This is a genomic window from Pseudomonas sp. FIP_A4, assembly GCF_036701605.1.
Classification (GTDB): domain Bacteria; phylum Pseudomonadota; class Gammaproteobacteria; order Pseudomonadales; family Pseudomonadaceae; genus Stutzerimonas; species Stutzerimonas phenolilytica.
This window is the reverse complement of the sequence record NZ_JAYDXP010000121.1, coordinates 416,948-433,693: the sequence shown is the minus strand read 5'-3', so window position 1 is coordinate 433,693 and position 16,746 is coordinate 416,948. Positions and strand designations below refer to the sequence as shown.

16 protein-coding genes and 1 pseudogene are annotated in these 16,746 nt (G+C 62.2%); 15 read left to right on the top strand and 2 right to left on the bottom strand.

The window, feature by feature from the left end; translation table 11 throughout:
- Nucleotides 1-243 precede the first annotated feature (243 nt).
- The 3 genes from U8L64_RS09400 to U8L64_RS09390 are packed head-to-tail and all read left to right on the top strand — an operon-like array spanning nt 244 to nt 1,930.
- Complete coding sequence (locus U8L64_RS09400) at nt 244-801, top strand: PAAR domain-containing protein (protein ID WP_043296948.1); 558 nt, start codon at nt 244-246, stop codon at nt 799-801.
- A complete protein-coding gene (locus U8L64_RS09395) occupies nt 798-1,580 on the top strand; it encodes a hypothetical protein (RefSeq protein ID WP_077683094.1) in 783 nt (260 codons plus the stop codon). Before U8L64_RS09400 ends, U8L64_RS09395 begins: the two co-directional genes overlap by 4 nt.
- Complete coding sequence (locus U8L64_RS09390) at nt 1,577-1,930, top strand: DUF7079 family protein (RefSeq protein WP_333396482.1); 354 nt, start codon at nt 1,577-1,579, stop codon at nt 1,928-1,930. The genes U8L64_RS09395 and U8L64_RS09390 overlap by 4 nt, the downstream gene beginning before the upstream one ends.
- Nucleotides 1,931-2,122: 192 nt before the next feature.
- Here U8L64_RS09390 and U8L64_RS09385 read toward each other — a convergent pair whose 3' ends face one another.
- Both U8L64_RS09385 and U8L64_RS09380 read right to left on the bottom strand, forming a co-directional pair.
- Complete coding sequence (locus tag U8L64_RS09385; protein WP_003291567.1) at nt 2,123-3,031, bottom strand: DMT family transporter; 909 nt, start codon at nt 3,029-3,031, stop codon at nt 2,123-2,125.
- A gap of 309 nt (nt 3,032-3,340) precedes the next feature.
- Nucleotides 3,341-4,936 (bottom strand): winged helix-turn-helix domain-containing tetratricopeptide repeat protein, encoded by a 1,596-nt coding sequence (locus U8L64_RS09380; protein ID WP_333396475.1) that lies wholly within the window; start codon nt 4,934-4,936, stop codon nt 3,341-3,343.
- Between the two features lie 247 nt (nt 4,937-5,183).
- Here U8L64_RS09380 and U8L64_RS09375 point away from each other — a divergent pair, with 247 nt between their 5' ends.
- The 12 genes and pseudogenes from U8L64_RS09375 to trbJ all read left to right on the top strand — a co-directional run bounded on the left by U8L64_RS09375 (nt 5,184) and on the right by trbJ (nt 16,629).
- The gene (locus U8L64_RS09375) at nt 5,184-5,945 is read left to right on the top strand and encodes an SDR family oxidoreductase (RefSeq protein ID WP_333396472.1); all 762 of its coding nucleotides are present in this window, start codon (nt 5,184-5,186) and stop codon (nt 5,943-5,945) included.
- Nucleotides 5,946-6,015: 70 nt separating this feature from the next.
- Entirely contained in the window at nt 6,016-6,429 is a 414-nt protein-coding gene (locus tag U8L64_RS09370) for a cupin domain-containing protein (protein WP_077683088.1), read from the top strand.
- A gap of 75 nt (nt 6,430-6,504) precedes the next feature.
- Nucleotides 6,505-7,476: pseudogene (locus tag U8L64_RS09365) on the top strand (HlyD family secretion protein).
- Nucleotides 7,473-8,117 (top strand): MFS transporter, encoded by a 645-nt coding sequence (locus U8L64_RS20345; protein WP_442965276.1) that lies wholly within the window; start codon nt 7,473-7,475, stop codon nt 8,115-8,117. The pseudogene U8L64_RS09365 and the gene U8L64_RS20345 overlap by 4 nt, the downstream one beginning before the upstream one ends.
- A complete protein-coding gene (locus tag U8L64_RS20340; RefSeq protein ID WP_442965275.1) occupies nt 8,065-9,090 on the top strand; it encodes a hypothetical protein in 1,026 nt (341 codons plus the stop codon). Before U8L64_RS20345 ends, U8L64_RS20340 begins: the two co-directional genes overlap by 53 nt.
- Nucleotides 9,091-9,347: 257 nt before the next feature.
- Complete coding sequence (locus tag U8L64_RS09355; protein WP_081973337.1) at nt 9,348-11,411, top strand: conjugal transfer protein TraG; 2,064 nt, start codon at nt 9,348-9,350, stop codon at nt 11,409-11,411.
- A complete protein-coding gene (locus U8L64_RS09350) occupies nt 11,408-11,857 on the top strand; it encodes a CopG family transcriptional regulator (RefSeq protein WP_333396468.1) in 450 nt (149 codons plus the stop codon). The genes U8L64_RS09355 and U8L64_RS09350 overlap by 4 nt, the downstream gene beginning before the upstream one ends.
- A gap of 50 nt (nt 11,858-11,907) precedes the next feature.
- A complete protein-coding gene (trbB, locus tag U8L64_RS09345; protein WP_333396761.1) occupies nt 11,908-12,858 on the top strand; it encodes a P-type conjugative transfer ATPase TrbB in 951 nt (316 codons plus the stop codon).
- Nucleotides 12,855-13,190, top strand: coding sequence for a TrbC/VirB2 family protein (locus tag U8L64_RS09340; protein WP_043296959.1), 336 nt, complete (start codon nt 12,855-12,857; stop codon nt 13,188-13,190). Before trbB ends, U8L64_RS09340 begins: the two co-directional genes overlap by 4 nt.
- Nucleotides 13,187-13,459, top strand: a complete 273-nt coding sequence (locus U8L64_RS09335; RefSeq protein ID WP_043296961.1) for a VirB3 family type IV secretion system protein — start codon at nt 13,187-13,189, stop codon at nt 13,457-13,459. Before U8L64_RS09340 ends, U8L64_RS09335 begins: the two co-directional genes overlap by 4 nt.
- Before the next feature lie 9 nt (nt 13,460-13,468).
- The gene (trbE, locus tag U8L64_RS09330; protein ID WP_333396464.1) at nt 13,469-15,895 is read left to right on the top strand and encodes a conjugal transfer protein TrbE; all 2,427 of its coding nucleotides are present in this window, start codon (nt 13,469-13,471) and stop codon (nt 15,893-15,895) included.
- Nucleotides 15,892-16,629, top strand: a complete 738-nt coding sequence (gene trbJ, locus U8L64_RS09325) for a P-type conjugative transfer protein TrbJ (RefSeq protein WP_043296965.1) — start codon at nt 15,892-15,894, stop codon at nt 16,627-16,629. Before trbE ends, trbJ begins: the two co-directional genes overlap by 4 nt.
- Nucleotides 16,630-16,746: the final 117 nt, after the last annotated feature.

Below are 16,746 nucleotides of genomic sequence, written 5' to 3'. Positions count from 1 at the left end.
TCTCGCGCACCAGTCTCCAGCCTAGTTGCCAAATGAGCGGTCTCTAACGGCCAGGAGCGGTCATAAGCATCTACAAAACCAGGCGATTCAGACTTTCAACTCCATGGTGAATAGCAGCTCATTGGGGCTTGCCTTGATAGCCGATGCGCGATGAAGATCACCGCAACGCTCTAATCCGTCCACTACAGTGGCCTGCCGTAAGCCAACAGATCCATTTCTGGACGTACTACGAGACGGACTCTCATGTCAGGCAAACCCGCCGCTCGCCTGAGCGACCCAACCTCCTGCCCGATTCCCGGACATGGCACACCGGCCATCGAGTCCGGCTCCCCGGATGTGCTGTTCAACAACCGTCCCGCTGCGCGTCTAGGAGACGTTGCTGGCTGCGGCCAAACCATATCCGGCGCTTTCTCCTCCACCGTATTTATCAACGGCAAGAATGCCGCGATGCTGGACAGCACGTTGAGCCATGGCGGAGTCGTAATCGGCGGATCGGGAGATGTGTTGATCGGCGATGCGGTTATCACGGCGCCCTTCACCGCTCCGTCATTTCTGGCGACCGACAAGTGGATCGGCTTCCAGATTCCGGCAACCGAGCGTTACACCGGCTGGAGATGCGTAGCCCACTTCGATGACGGATCTAGCCTTGATGGCGCCTTCGGAATCGACAACCGAGTGGTCTTTAGCAATCCCTCGGGATCAATCTGTACCCGTATTGAGATTCCCGTACCAGAGGTTGGCGAGCAGCCCAGCGTAACGGACAAGCTGCTCGCCATCATCATGGGGATTAGCCAAGAATGACCGGGAGCATTGAGGTGCTTGGCCAATACCAGACGCAGAGCAGACATACCCTGCCCCGCTCGCCACTCGACGAGGCTCTCGCAAGCTTGGAAGGCGCGGCGACAAGGTTTTCGCTTGATGCCATCAGCGACGCACAGACACGCGCCAGCTACGCCGCCAATATCAAGCGGATGTCCGCCCAAGTACGGGCGGACGTGGCAGCCGGCAGGATAAGCAGCCAGGTAGGGGTCGAGTTCTGCCACGAGATGCGCAACAAGATTATGGTGGAGCACCGGAAGATTACTTCGGTTACTGGGCTCGCCAAGGCACAGCAGTACAAAAAAACGCCATTAAGCCTCCCTCGACTGTTCGAAAAGTACGCCACCAGCAAGTTCGGTAAACCCTACGAGACGCTCACGATCGAGCAGAAGAGGCAGATTCACTATGAAGTGATTGAATCTTCCGGCCGCGACAACGCCAAGTTCACAAAGGGCTCGGATCGCCTCCGCATCATGGGCAAGGTAGGCGTTTTGGTCACTGCGGCATTTGCTACCTACGAGATTCTCAATGCCGACAACAAGGTAAAGGAGACTGCACGCCAAGGCATGATCATCGGCGGCGGCGCTGGTGGCGGGTTTCTCGCAGGTCTTAGCGTCTCGCTCGTCTGCGGCCCAGGCGCTCCTTTCTGTGCCATTGCCATGGTGCTGGCAGGCAGTGCGGCTGGCGGGATTGCAGGCAGCCTGGCTGCCGACGCCCTGGATGACGAACTCGAGGAGTTCTCTAAGTGGGAAGTGTTTTGACTCACGACGACCGCGTTCGGTTATGGTCGGCGCTGTCGGACGCCTTCGTCGACAACGATATCGACTATCCAGCAATAGCGCGACAGCTGGCAGGATACGACCGTACGGCGGTAAAGGCAGCCTTCTTCGAGGAGGTAGCGCCGGTCTGCCACTCTAACCTGCAGGCGCCCATCCCCCCCATATGGACGGCATTTGACAGTACCTGGCTTGCCGATAACATCGACAGCAACCTGCAGGCTCGTCGGGCTTCCAGGTTACGCCGCATGCGCGACCATGTTCTGGTCGCCTACCTGCGTTTTCGACTTCATGGGGAGTGGAGTCGAATCGAGCGAGAACTGGAAAGGACATGATGTGCAGAGGACTAGCTGAGGTCTGTATGACAGCACTGGTGTGCTGCGCATCGAGCCGCCCCAGGCCGTCTCGCCCCTGAACGCTTTCACCGCTAACCCTAAGAGGTGATCACGAGAGCACTGGCTGCTTCCGGCCAAATGCTGCCTCCGGCAGCTACCGACCAAAGCCTCCACAGAATTCCATCCAAATACTCATTGGCGCCTAGCCCACGGGGCAAACAGGGCGCGCAGCAGGCGGGATAAGAACTTGGGTACATCAATCTCGGCGATCAGCAGAGCTGAAAAGATGAGAGCTGCACCGGCCAGGGTTCTTCCATCCAAGGTTTCGCCAAGGAGCATCGCTCCCGCGAATGCTGCGAAGATGGGCTCGAACAGGTAGGTCAGGGCTACTTTTTCTTCTTCGAGATACTTCTGCGCAGCACTCTGAACCGCGTACATGAAGGCTGTGGCGAGCAACGCGCAGAACAGAACTCCTTCCCAGAAGGAGGAATCCATTGGGGCCCATTCGGCCCTAGCGTCGAAAAGTGCAGCAAAAAGGCATCCAGTAGCGCAGGTAGCCAGCGCAGTGATGACCGTAAGCATCGAGTCGTACTTATGCGAGAAGAAGCCAACCGTGAGCACATATGCGGCAAAAAAGACTGCACAGCACATGATCCAGATGTCACCTGGATTCAGAGTAAGCCCGGCCCTCGTAACGATCAGATAGAGCCCTGTCAGCGCGACGGCGCAGCAGAGCCAGATTCGAGGCTCGACGCGCTTCCGAAAGAGAGCCCACTTGAAGACCGGGATGAGCAATACATCCAGGCCAGTGATGAAGGCGGTGTTGGTGATGCTGGTGTGCTGAAGCCCGACAGTCTGGAAAATGTTACCCAAACACAAGGGTAGACCTATGGCCACGCCGGCCAGGAGCGTTTCTTTGTTGATCAGTTTCAGCCGTCTGAAAAAGATCACGCAAAGCACTAGCGTAGCGAGTGCGAACTTGTACCCCAGGAATACGAAGGGTGACCCGTCCGCAACACCCACTTTGGTGAAGGCAAACGAAATCCCCCAGAACGCGGTTCCGAGGATTAACAGGCATAGATATGTCTGACGAACAGGCATGCGAAAACCATCCATTCAAATTGGAGTGGTTAGAGCATGCGGAGAGGCCGCAAGAAAGCCCGAGTTTGCCTTCAATCTCTTCTCTAACGTTAAGGCAAGTCGGTAAAGCGCTTTCATCTGCCGCTATTAATCAATCTGGGGCAGCAGGCTGTCAACAGGTGCTACAAACCAGTCTGCAGCAAGCTGCCATCGACAGATGGCTACAACATGGCACCCGATGCACTGTCGCCAGCTTCCGCTTCTGGCCGTAAGAAGACGGACACGCAGGCTCCCAGCCTGTAAGACATCTGCGTTGGCCCATCCACGCGGTCATTCGGACAATCCGGCCAGCCGCAGCCCATCCGCTAACCGCGCGAGGTCCTCAGGCCGCTGAATTGGCAGCCAGTCCTTCAGCTGAGAAATGCGTAGGGAAGGATCCAGCTCGTGTAGGCGTTGCATTGCCTCCTGCGCCTTTTCCATTTGTCCGCTGAGCGCGTGGCTGGCCGCCACCAGGGCAACCGCGGCCAAGAGACTAGGCAGGTTGCCCAGCGCCTTTTCCGCCCAGGTCAAGGCGCAATCGAAGCGCCCTGAGATGAAATGCGCGAGGGCCATCCCCACCTGCATCCTGAACATTTCCGGATCCAGCGGGCTCAAGCGAGCCGCATGCGCAAGATCCTCGATCGCGGCGTCTGTTTCACCACGAAGAACTCGCAGGATACCGCCGAGGAACCAGGCGGGCGCGAGGTTGGGATTGAGCAGGCGTGCCCTGTCTATGATCGCAATGCCGCCATCGATATCGTCGGCGAGATGGCCCAGTGCATGTCCGCCGCGCGTCAGCGCCACCGCATCATCCCGACCGAGTTCCACCGCCAAACGCGCGAGCCGCGCTCCCTCGGCGATCTCTCGAGGCCGGTCGGCCATCCAGCCATTCAACTTGCGCCATAGGTGGCACCACGCTGCCATGCCATAGGCCGATGCGAACTCCGGATCAAGCTCGATGGCCTGGCAGAACAAGGGTAGCGCCTCCTCGATCGCTTCCCGGGTGCCGTTGTGCAGTTTCGCCATGCCGCGCAGGTAATAGTCGTAGGCGTCCAGGCTTTCCGTCGGCTTGCGCTTGGCCCGCTCGATTTCTGCCCGTTCGAGCTGCGGCGCGATGGCGCCAACGACGCTTTCGGCGATCCGGTCCTGCAGTTCGAAGATGTCGTTTAGCAGGCCTTCGAAGCGCTCCGCCCAGATATGCGTCCCGGTCGTCGCGTCGATGAGTTGCCCGGTGATTCGCACCTTGTTGCCGCATCTGCGTACGCTGCCTTCCAGCACGTAGCGCACGCCAAGTTCCTGGCCGACGCCATGGACGTCTACCACCCGCCCCTTGTAGGTGAAGCTCGAGTTGCGCGCGATGACGAACAGCCAGCGGATGCGCGACAACGCAGCGATGATGTCTTCCACCACACCGTCGGCGAAATACTCCTGCTCCGGATCGCCACTCAGATTCTGGAAGGGCAACACTGTGATGGAGGGCTTGTCCGGGAGGGCGAGCGTGGATCGCATTTGCGTCGGCTCATCGGGCGGGGGGGCACCGCTGCCTGGCCAGTCCGGCCGCGGCGCTTCACCGGTCTGACCGACTGTGATCTCGCCGACGAAGCGGTAACCCTTACGCGGGACCGTTCGCACCAGGCGCTGCTGCTCGCCAGTGTCGCCGATGGCCTTGCGCACCGCATTGATATGGCTGGTAATGGTCGATTCCGAGACGATCCGGCCGCCCCACACCGCCTGCAAAAGGTCGTCCTTACTGACCACGCGATCGTGGTGGATGACCAGCTGCAGCAGTAGATCGAAGACCTGCGGCCCGACTGCCACGACTTGCCCGCGTAGGGTCAGTTCCCGACGCTGCTGATCGAGCACGTAGTCTTCAAACACGAATTGCAAGGCGAGTATCCCCTTAGCGCCCTCGACCCCGTGTCCTGGCGATTGCTACTCGGCATCAATGATACGGCAGCGCCTATGCCACTGCACCGTGCAAGGCACGGGCGCGCTTAACCAATGTCTTTGGACGAAAAACCAAGCATCCCAGAAGGCAAGCTCAAGGCCGGTACAAGGACTTGCCTGCGGCGCACAGGCACTCTTTCCTCCACATCGATAGCAAATGTTTGCCGTCGGAACATGGAGAGAACCCATGAAAATCGTCGTCATCGGAGGCACTGGCCTCATCGGATCGAAACTTGTGAAGAACCTGCGCGAGCGCGGCCATGACGCGCTCGCAGCCGCTCCCAGTACTGGCGTAAACAGCATCACCCGTGAAGGACTGGCCGAAGCGATGCATGGCGCCAAGATCGTCGTCGACGTAGCCAACGCGCCGTCGTGGGAAGACCAGGCGGTGCTCGAGTTTTTCGAGACCTCGAGTCGCAACCTGCTCGCTGCAGAAGCTGCAGCCGGCGTCTGCCATCACGTTGCCCTGTCGATAGTCGGTAGCGAACGGTTACCCGGCAACGGCTACTTCCGCGCCAAGGTAGCCCAGGAAAACATCATCAAGGCGTCCGGCATTCCCTACAGCATCCTGCGTGCCACGCAGTTCTTTGAGTTTGTAGGCGGCATTGCACTCTCGGCTACCGTTGGCGAGGAGATTCGCCTGTCGCCGGCGCTGATACAGCCCTTGGCATCCGACGACGTGGTGGCGGCGCTCGCCGATGTCGCATTGGCAACGCCGATCAATGGCACGGTCGAAGTCGCCGGTCCCGAGGCCATGCCACTCGACGATCTGGTCAGGCGCTTCCTGCGGGCAACAGAGGACACGCGCAAGGTCGTACCGGACGTGCATGCGCTCTACTTCGGCGACGTTCTCGACGATCAATCGCTGACTCCCGGCAGGAATCCGCGCCTGGGCGCGATCCACTTCGAGGATTGGCTCGCCCAGTCAACGGCTCATGCGGGGCACTGAGCCCACTCAGAGCCTCGCCCCGGTAACGGGCCGCACCGCCAAGACACCTACACACCAAAGGAGCATCGCCATGTTCACTCGATTTCTCTTAGCCGCTGCCTTCGCAGCGTTGTCGATCAACGTCGCGTCGGCCGATGACGGGCCCGTTCGCAACGTGACAGTCGTGTTTGACCATCCCATTCCCAACATTCCAGGCAAGAGCATGAAAGGTGTGGTCGTCGAGTATGGACCGGGCGGCGCATCGCCATCCCATACCCACCCGAAAACGGCCTTCATCTATGCAACGGTCCTGGACGGTGCGTTTCGCATCAAGGTCAAGGGTCAACCGGAAAAGATCTACCACGTCGGAGAAAACTTCATAGAGGAGCCGGGCTCCCTGCACGAAGTCAGCGCGAACGCCAGCGACACGGAACCCGCACGCCTGTTGGCTGTGTTCGTCCTTGACAGCAACGAAAAGGAGCTCGTAACACCTATCAAGAAGTGACCCGATCAACGTGATCTTCGACGCTCGATAGCCCGGCGGCAGACAACTGCCGCCCCATTCAACCGGAACTGAAAAATGAACGCGCCCCAGGACAACGCTGCCATCGCTACAGGTGCAAGCGGCGAGATTGCTGTCGTAGCGGCGCTGCAAAGCAAGAGAAAGATGGTCGGCCTACTGCTGTGTATCAGCGCCGTGTTGGTCGTGGCGGGCGGATGGAACGTGACGTCAGGGAGCAGTGTGACCTCGACCGACAACGCCTATGTTCGCGGCGACGTCACCTCGCTCTCGGCCAAGGTGGCCGGCTATGTCACGTCGCTAGAGGTCGAAGACAACCAAAGCGTCCGCGCCGGTGACGTCCTGTTCCGCATCGACGATCGGGACTACCTTGCATCGAGATGAACCTGGCGACCAAGACCCATGAGCGTCATCGCAAACTGATCCGCAGCAACGCGGTCAGCCAAGCCCAGGTCGATGAGAGCGCCGCTGCACGCTCCAAAGCCGAGGCGACGGTAGAGGCCGCCTCGGCAACGCTAGAGGCGCAGCGCCAGCGCATCACCGTCCTCGTGGCCCAGCAGGAAGCCGCCGTGGCATCGGTGACGCAGGCCCAGGCCGCGCGCGACCTCGCCCAGATCGACCTGGACAGCACCGTGGTACGTGCACCTGTCGATGGCGTTATCGGTAACCGCCAGGTCCGCATCGGCCGCTTCGTTACGCCGGGCGTTGCCGTGCTCGATATCGTGCCGGTCAACGATGTGTGGATCGTGGCGAATTTCAAGGAAACCCAACTCGAACATATCCGCCCTGGCCAGCGCGCGCATCACAGTAGACGGCTACCCCGACGGGGCACTCCAGGGCGTGATCGACAGCTTTGCCCCGGGTAGCAGCTCGGCGTTCAGCCTGCTGCCTACCGACAACGCGACCGGGAACTTCGTGCGTGTCGTACAGCGTGTCCCGGTGAAAATCCGGTTGTCCCACAACCCGTTGCCAGGCCGCATCGTGCCTGGTCTGTCCGCACGGGTCGAGGTTGCGCAAGAGGGCGGCTTATGAACAAAGCTGCCACCGCCTCACCGAGCACTACCAGCGCGAGGACCGGCGTTCTGCTCGTTGCCGGCATCTTACTGGCCACCCTGACGGAAGCGCTCGCCGGCACCGCTCTGGCGCTCGGGCGCGGCGATATCATCGGCGACACCCATGCAACGCCGGATGAATTCACCTGGTTGGATATTGGTTACACCGCGCTCAAGCTGATTGGCTTCATCACCGCCCCTTGGCTGATGAGCCGTTTCCCTGCACGCGCCGTGATCATCGGCGCGACCCTGGTCATGGGCCTGGCGTGTGCCGTCGCCGCCCTCACCGCTCGGCTGGACCTGCTGGTCGCGCTGAGAATGAGTCAAGGCTTCGCCGGCGGCACCCTGCTGGTCAGCGGCCAGGCGATCATCTTCCACACCTATCCGCGCGACCATCAGCCCGTCCTTCAAGCGCTGTTCGCGATGGGCTCGGTGGTCGCGCCCGCAACGCTCGCCCCTGCCCTACAGGGGTGGTTGGTCGATAGCCAATCCTGGACATGGATCTTCTTCGGCGTTGTGCCGCTGGCCTTGGCGGCCAGCGGTCTTCTGCTGAGCGCAGACGGCCCGATTGCTGAGCGCAGACGGCCCGATGCCGGCCAGGAACCGGCAACAGCCGTTTGACTGGATCGGCTTCGCACTGATCGCCATCAGCCTGTCCTGTTTCACCTACGTATTCAGCCTGGGGAGCCGCTGGGACTGGTTCCAAGCGGCACGCATTCTGTGGCTGAGCGTGATCGGGGCCGCCGCGCTGCTGGCTTTTCTCGGCCAGCAAGTCTTGGCCAGGAGACAGGGTCTGCTCGATTTCAGCCTGTTCGGATCGGAGGATTTTTCCTTCGCCTTCATCGTCAGTTTTGTCGCCGGCGCCGCCCTGTTCGGTAGCGCGTTCCTGATCCCGGCGTTCGCCCTGTCAGTCCTCGACTTCACGCCTACCGATGCCGGCCTACTCCTGTTGCCCAGTGGCGCCTTGTTCATAGGCGGATTGCTCATTTCAGCCCTTCTCTTCCAAACTCGCCGCGTTCCGCCGGTCGCCACCGTACCTTTTGGCATCATGATGATCATGCTGGCGATGTGGATGCTCTCAGGCTCAACCAGCGAAAGCGGCACGCACGATATGCTGGCGCCCATCCTGTTGCGCGGTTTCGGCCTGGGCCTGCTGTTCCTATCGATCACGCTGATCGCGTTCAGCAACCTCAACAGCCGAAACCTCGCCTGCGGAATTGGCCTCTTCAATATCGGTCGCCAGTTGGGTGGTCTGATGGGGGTCGCCGGCCTGCAGACCCTGATAGACCATAGCGTCGTCGCCAGTGCCGTGGTCCAAGGCGCGAACCTCAGCCCAGGGGGGAGCGCGATCACCGAACGGCTGACGGTCACTGCAGCCATGCTGACGGCGAACGGGATGGACGCAGCGGCCGCTGGCCGAGCGGCGGTAAGCCTGCTACGCCAGGCCGTGATCGGTCAGTCCACGGTGATTGCATTCGACACGGCGTTCCTCGCTGTTGTACTGCTATTTGTAATCGCTGCACCCATGCTGGTCGGCATCAAGATCGGACTGTCGGGATACGCGAAAGCGCGCGCTGCGCGAACCCTGGCGTAGGGCTCGTCCTTTGAGATTGACTTGTAGCTCCCTGACTACAGCCCCTCGTCATGGTGTGCGGCCGAAGGCTACAAAATCGCAGCCGTTGAATGGATCGGTTTCAACTCTTGGCACAAATTGGACGCCGCCGAAGTAACAGTCATCCCTCCTCGGTTCGCTGCAATCCTTTCCTCGCCGTGGTTCGTCTGCATTGGCTAATGTGCGTCGTCGCGCGCTTGTATCCGTGGAGAACATAGTCGTGGCCGAGACGGTCTTTGATGTCTGTGCGCCGACTGCCGAATCTGTTGCCCGCGGCACATTTGCGTGCCGTGAGCATAAGAGGCGACGGCACGGTGAAGCAGGCAACGGGCGTGTTGTACGGACAGGTAACGGTGGTTTGCGCCATCGTGCTTACGAGCGTCTGGACGGCAACACAGTGGACGGCGTCTTCGCTCCACCACTCGCGATGGCTCGGCAGCCCATGGTTCGAGCTGTCCGGCACGCCCGTCTATCAGCCGTGGCAGATATTCGAGTGGTGGTTCCTCTTCGGGGCGTATGCACCCCGGGTCTTCGATACCGCCGGCCTGATCGCGGCATCTGGAAGCGCACTCTCTGTACCCGTAGCGATCGGCATGGCCCTCTGGCGGGCCCGCCAAGCGCAGACCGTTACCACCTATGGCTCGGCCCGTTGGGCCGATACGAAGCAGGTACGCAAGGCCGGGTTAATGGCCGATTCCGGTGTATTTCTCGGCGGCTTCGAACACCTATACCTGCGTCATGGCGGTCCCGAGCACGTACTGGCGTTTGCCCCGACCCGCTCGGGCAAGGGAGTAGGCCTGGTCGTCCCCACCCTGCTTTCGTGGCCGGCTTCGGCCGTCATCCATGACATCAAGGGAGAAAACTGGAACCTGACCGCAGGGTGGCGCTCGCGCTTCTCGCACTGCCTGCTGTTCAACCCCACGGATCCAGCGTCTGCGGCATACAACCCGTTGCTTGAGGTTCGAAGAGGGGCCCACGAGGTCCGCGACGTGCAGAACATCGCGGACGTCCTGGTAGACCCCGAAGGCGCCCTGGAGCGACGCAACCATTGGGAGAAGACCAGCCACTCGCTGCTGGTCGGCGCCATTTTGCACGTGCTGTACGCAGGCGACGACAAGACGCTCAGAGGCGTGGCCAACTTTCTTTCCGATCCGACCTGCACCTTCGAACTGACACTCCACAGGATGATGGCCACCTCGCACATGGGTGGTCACCCCCATCCGGTCGTGGCCTCTGCGGCACGTGAGGTCCTCAACAAGAGCGAGAACGAACGCTCGGGTGTGCTTTCCACCGCGATGTCATTCCTGGGCCTTTACCGAGATCCAACGGTTGCCGCCGTGACGTCGCGTTGCGACTGGCGCATCGTGGATCTCATCGCTGCACCGCATCCCGTGTCGCTGTATCTGGTCGTGCCGCCATCGGATATCAGCCGCACCAAGCCACTGATCCGCCTGATCCTCAACCAGATCGGCCGCCGCCTGACCGAATCACTGGACGGCTCGGACGGCACGGAGCGCAAGCACAGGCTGCTGCTCATGCTCGATGAGTTTCCGGCCCTGGGTCGGCTCGACTTCTTCGAATCCGCGCTGGCCTTCATGGCAGGCTATGGCCTGCGTGCCTTCCTCATCTGCCAGTCACTCAACCAGATCGACAAGGCCTACGGGCAGAACCATTCGATCCTGGACAACTGCCATATCCGCATCACGTTCGCCACCAATGACGAACGCACGGCCAAACGCATTTCCGAGACGCTGGGCATGGCTACCGAGCTTCGCGCCCAGCGCAACTATGCCGGACATCGCCTTGCACCATGGCTGGGGCATCTAATGGTTTCTCGCCAGGAGACCGCTCGCGCACTTCTCACTGCCGGCGAAGTCATGCAGCTTCCGGCCGATGAATGCGTGGTAATGGTTTCGGGCCACCCGCCTATCCGCGCACGCAAGCTTCGCTACTACGAGGACGCGAACTTCACGCAACGCGTGTGCCCCGCGCCGACGCTCTGCGCGGTGCACTACCTCGACGCCCCGCCTGCCCGCCCTGACGACTGGACCGGCCTGACAGCACCGACGACCGTTGTTTGCCATCACCAGGCGACCGAGCCGGACTACTCGGCAGAGGGCAGCGTCCCGTCTCCATTCAACTATCGCGACCGGTCAAACGATGGACCGATCTCGCTGGCACCCACGACCGACCTGCGATTGCTGGATGACGATGACGACGCCCCCATCACCTCCCCCGCCTCGGTGGCGACGGCGCCGGTGCGCGAGGCTTCTCTCGACCTGGATGATGGGGTTCTCCCATGAGCCGAGCGCGACTGAACCTTTTCATCGAACCTGATCACGCCAAGCGATTGAACGAGCTGGCCATCAAGAAAGGCGTGTCCAAGTCGTCGATCGTGGCGGCAGCCCTGGCCAGCTGGTTGTCGCCTGTCCCGGGCGAGCAACGAGAGACAGCCATGGCCAAGCGCCTGGACCGGCTGTCGCGTCAGTTCGAGCGACTGGAGCGGGACCAGAACATCCTGATCGAGACCGTGGCGCTGTACGTGCGCTATTACCTGACGGTCAGCACGCCAGTTCCGGAAGCACATCAGGAAGCGGCCAGGGCTCAGGGCCGACTGCGCTTTTCCCAATTCATCGAGCAATTGGGACGCCGCGTGCAAAAAGGGCGTCGGCTGCTCGATGAGCTCAATACCGATTGCGAACCGGTCAAGGCACCTGCCGCTGACGGCGTACAGGAGGGACGCCTGTGAAGTCCTTCGTCGCCTCCTCCCGCCCCGGCGCCCCGGATCGCCGCGTGCTGATGCTGCGCACGGCCATGGGACCGCTGATCAACACTGCCCTGAACGACCCCGACGTCCTGGAGATCATGCTCAATCCGGACGGACGATTGTGGATCGACCGGCTGTCCTGCGGGCGTTCCCCGCTCGGTGCGCTACCGTGCGCAGACGGCGAGCGGATCATCCGCCTGGTAGCCGCGCAGATCGGCCGTGAGGTGCATCGTGAACGGCCCTTGCTGAGCGCCGAGCTACCCGATACCGGCGAGCGCTTCGAAGGCATCCTGCCACCGGCCTCACCGGCGCCGACCTTCGCACTGCGAAAACACGCCAGGAGGATCATCTCGCTCGACCAATACGAGCGCGATGGCATCCTCACGTCCTCGCAGGCGCAGCTTCTTCGAAAGGCCGTCCACGATCGGCTGAACATCCTCGTCGCCGGCGGCACCAGCAGCGGCAAGACGACCCTGGCCAATGCTCTGCTGGCCGAGATCGCCGCTTCAGGCGACCGGGTGGTCGTGCTCGAGGACACGCTCGAACTGCAATGTGGTGCCGAGGACCTGGTCAGCCTGCGTACGCTCGCAGGCGTCGTCACCATGGCCGAACTCGTGCGCAGCACGCTACGTCTGCGCCCTGACCGCATCGTCGTTGGAGAGGTACGCGGTGCGGAAGCCCTGGACCTGGTCAAGGCATGGGGCACCGGGCATCCGGGCGGCATTGCCACCATCCATGCCGGGTCCTGCGTTGGCGCGCTGCTGCGCCTTGAACAGTTGATCCTCGAGGTTGCGCTCAATGCGCCGCGATCGCTGATTGTCGAGGCGGTAAACCTCGTCGTGTTCCTGGCGGGTCGTGGGCGTAGACGACGAGTTCAGCAGATTGCACGGGTCGTTGGCCACGACGATGCCGGCTACCGGCTGGAACCGCTCGACAGTACCGCCTCCTGCACCACATTCGATATCGATGGAGCCCTGCCATGAACCGACGCGTTCGCTTTTCGCACTGCCGCGTATTGCTGCATCACGCAGCGTGCCTGTCGCTGTGTGCCGTTGCGTTGCCTGCGCTCGCTGCCGGCTCCGGTATGCCGTGGGAAACCCCGCTGCAGTCGATCCTCGACTCGGTGCAGGGGCCGGTCGCGAAGATCATCGCGGTGATCATCATTATCACCACAGGCCTGGCGCTGGCCTTCGGCGACACCAGCGGCGGCTTTCGCAAGCTGATCCAGATCGTGTTCGGCCTGTCGATCGCCTTCGCGGCGTCCTCGTTCTTCCTGAGCTTCTTCAGCTTTGCAGGCGGGGCCTTGATCACATGAAGGACTCAAGCCAGCACCTGCAGGGATTCGAGGTACCACTGCACCGCTCGCTCTGCGAGCCGATTCTGCTCGGCGGCGCCCCGCGAGGCGTTGCAATACTCAACGGCACCCTGGCGGCCGTGGTTGGCCTTGGCCTGCAGATGTGGCTACCGGGCCTGGGGCTCTGGCTCGCCGGGCATGCCCTGGCTGTCTGGGGAGCGCGACTGGACCCGCAGTTCCTGCAGGTGTTCGCGCGCCACATCAAGTATCCCCCGCTGCTGGACGTCTAGGAATGCGCCGTGCTGAACCTGCGTGAATATCAGGACAAGCCTGCCAGGATTGCCGACTGGCTCCCTTGGGCAGGCCTGGTCGCTCCCGGCGTCGTACTGAACAAGGACGGCTCGTTCCAGCGGTCCCTGCGCTACCGCGGCCCCGACCTGGAAAGTGCCACCCAAGCCGAGTTGATCGCTACCACCGCGCGCCTGAACAATGCGCTGCGGCGCCTGGCCTCGGGCTGGATGCTGCATATCGAGGCCGATCGCCATGCGGCCGAGCATTATCCGAGCAGCCTGTTTCCCGATCCTGTCTCCTGGCTCGTCGACGAAGAGCGACGGGCCTACTTTGCGAGCAATTGCGGCCACTTCGAGAGCAGCTATTTCCTGACGCTGACCTATTTGCCCAGGGAAGATGCTCACGCGAACGCCAGCAGGCTGCTTTATGCAGATGCCCCACGCAATGGGATGGACTGGCGCCGCCAACTGTCGGACTTCATTGCAGAGGCCGATCGGTTCCAGGATCTGCTCGAGGGTGTCGTGCCCGAATGCAAGTGGCTGAACGACGAGCAAACGCTGTCTTACTTGCACGGCACGGTGTCGACCGAACGGCAGTCGATCTCAGTTCCGGACATCCCCTTTCATCTGGATGCTCTGTTGGCCGATCGCCCGCTGACCACCGGCATGTCGCCCATGCTCGGCGACCAGCATCTTCGGGTGGTGTCGGTACGAGGACTGCCGTCCTCATCCTGGCCGGGCGTACTCGACGAGTTGAATCACCTGGCACTCACCTATCGCTGGTCGACCCGCTTCATCTGCATGGACAAGGTGGAGGCGCTCGCCGAGCTGACGCGACTGCGGCGCCAGTGGTTTGCCAAGCGCAAGGGCGTGATGGCGCTGATGCGCGAAACCCTCTTCCAACAGGAAAGCCCGCTGATCGACAGTGACGCAGCTAACAAGTCGGCGGATGCCGATGCAGCACTGCAGGAACTGGGTGCCGACCTCGTCGCCTTCGGCTACATGACCGTCACCATCACGGTGGCCGATATCGATGCGCGGCGGGCGGACGAGATGCAGCGGCTCGTCGAGCGCACGATCCAGGCACGCGGACTGGTCACGATTTCCGAGCAGTTAAACGCGGTCGAGGCCTGGTTATCGTCCATACCCGGTCACGCCTACGCAAACGTGCGACAGCCGGTTGTCTCCACGCTCAACCTGGCGCACCTGATGCCCGTCTCGGCAGCCTGGGCAGGTCCCGCGCGCAATGACCATCTTGACGGCCCTGCACTGATGCTCACGCGCACCGACGGCGCCACGCCCTTTCGGCTGGTCACCCATGTTGGCGATGTTGGCCACACCCTGGTGGTCGGCCCCACCGGCATGGGCAAATCGGTGCTGCTGGCCATCCTTGCCATGCAGTTTCGCCGCTATCGCGGCGCACGGGTGTTGATGTTCGACATGGGCCGCTCGCTGCGCGCCACGGCGCTCGGGCTGGGCGGCGAGCACTACGACCTGGGGCGCGAGGGAGGAATCGCCTTCCAGCCACTGGCACGAATCGATGAACCAGCGCATCGCAGCTGGGCAAGCGAGTGGCTTCAGGCATGCCTGCTACAGGAAGGAGTCCGACTGGAACCCGAGCAGAAGGCGGCCATCTGGACGGCGCTGCAGAGCCTGTCCGGCGCACCGGTTGGACAACGCACACTGACGGGCCTCACGGTGCTCGTGCAGGATGCGCGGCTGCGCGAGGCATTGCAGCCCTACGTGCTGGACGGCGCCCATGGACGCCTGCTCGACGCAGACGAGGAGCGACTGGGATCGGCGGACGTACAGTGCTTCGAAATGGAGGCGCTGATGCCAAGCAAGGCTGCGGTGGCCGCTGTGCTCGGGTATCTGTTTCAGCGTTTCGAAGCGCAATTCGACGGATCGCCGACATTGCTCATACTCGACGAGGCGTGGCTGTTTCTCGACACCCCGCTCTTCGCAGCTCGCATCCGCCAATGGCTCAAGACGCTGCGCAAGAAGAACGTATCGGTCGTCTTTGCAACCCAATCGCTGGCCGATGTACGTGAATCGGGCATCGCAACCGCCGTGATAGAAAGCTGCCCGAGCCGCATCCTGCTTCCGAACCCGCAGGCGCAGGAGCCGCAGGTCAGGGATCTGTACCAGGCATTCGGCCTCAATAGCCGGCAGATCGAGATCGTTGCCCGGGCCACCCCCAAGCGCGACTACTACTACCAGTCCCGTCAGGGCAACAGGCTGTTCGAGCTCGGCCTGGGACCTGTGGCCCTGGCCTTTGCCGCTGCGGCCAGCCCTCCTGATCACCCTCTCATCGACCGCCTGCTGCAGGCGCACGGACGCGACGGGTTCCCCAGCGCCTGGCTACGGGCGCGAGGGCTGGACTGGGCCGCCAATCTGCTCGGCACGCATCCACCGGCAAAGGCGAACGCGACATGAGCCGGCCAGCCTGCTTCCGCACCGTGGCAGTACTGCTCACGATCGGCCAGTTGCTGCTTGGCCGAGCCGAGGCAATAACCGTGATCGACCCGACCAACCTGGTGCAGAACACCCTGACGGCAGTTCGCACCCTGCATGTGACGAACAACCAGATCCGCCAGCTCAACAATGAGACGCAGATGCTGCTCAACCAGGCGCGCCACCTCGCCTCGCTCGACTTCAACGCCATCAATCGGTTGAGGCGCTCACTTGCTCAAAGCGAACGTCTGCTCGACGAGGCGCGGGGGCTTGCCTACGAGGTCGCCCGGATGGATCAGGAATTTGCGCGCCTGTATCCCGAACGGTACAGCGCCGCAACGGCCGGGACGCTGATGACCGGACATGAGCACGAGCGCTGGAGCCAGGCTCGCGACGGTATCCATACCGCGCTTCGCATGCAGGCCCAGGTCTCGCAGAACCTGGATGCAGACCAGGCAGTCCTGGCCGATGTACTGGCGCGCAGTCACTCTGCGTTGGGCTCGCTACAGGCCACCCAGGCCACCAACCAGCTCCTGGCGCTACAGGCCAAGCAGGCAATCCAGGCCCAGCAACTGGCGCTGGCCCAGGGCCGCGCTGCAGCGCTCGACCAGGCACGGCAGGTCGCCGGCGAGGAACAGGCACGTGAACAGCGACGTCGCTTCATGGGCACCGGAACGCCGTATACCCCCCAGCCGGTCAGGCTGTTCGCGCGATGAGACAGTTGCGCCTCGCACCAGCTGTAGCGGCCCTTGGCGCGGTGGTGCTTGCCGGCTGCGAGCGTGAAAAGCCCGGATCGGAGCCTGCAAAACCGGCCTGCCTGTTCGAAGCCTCGC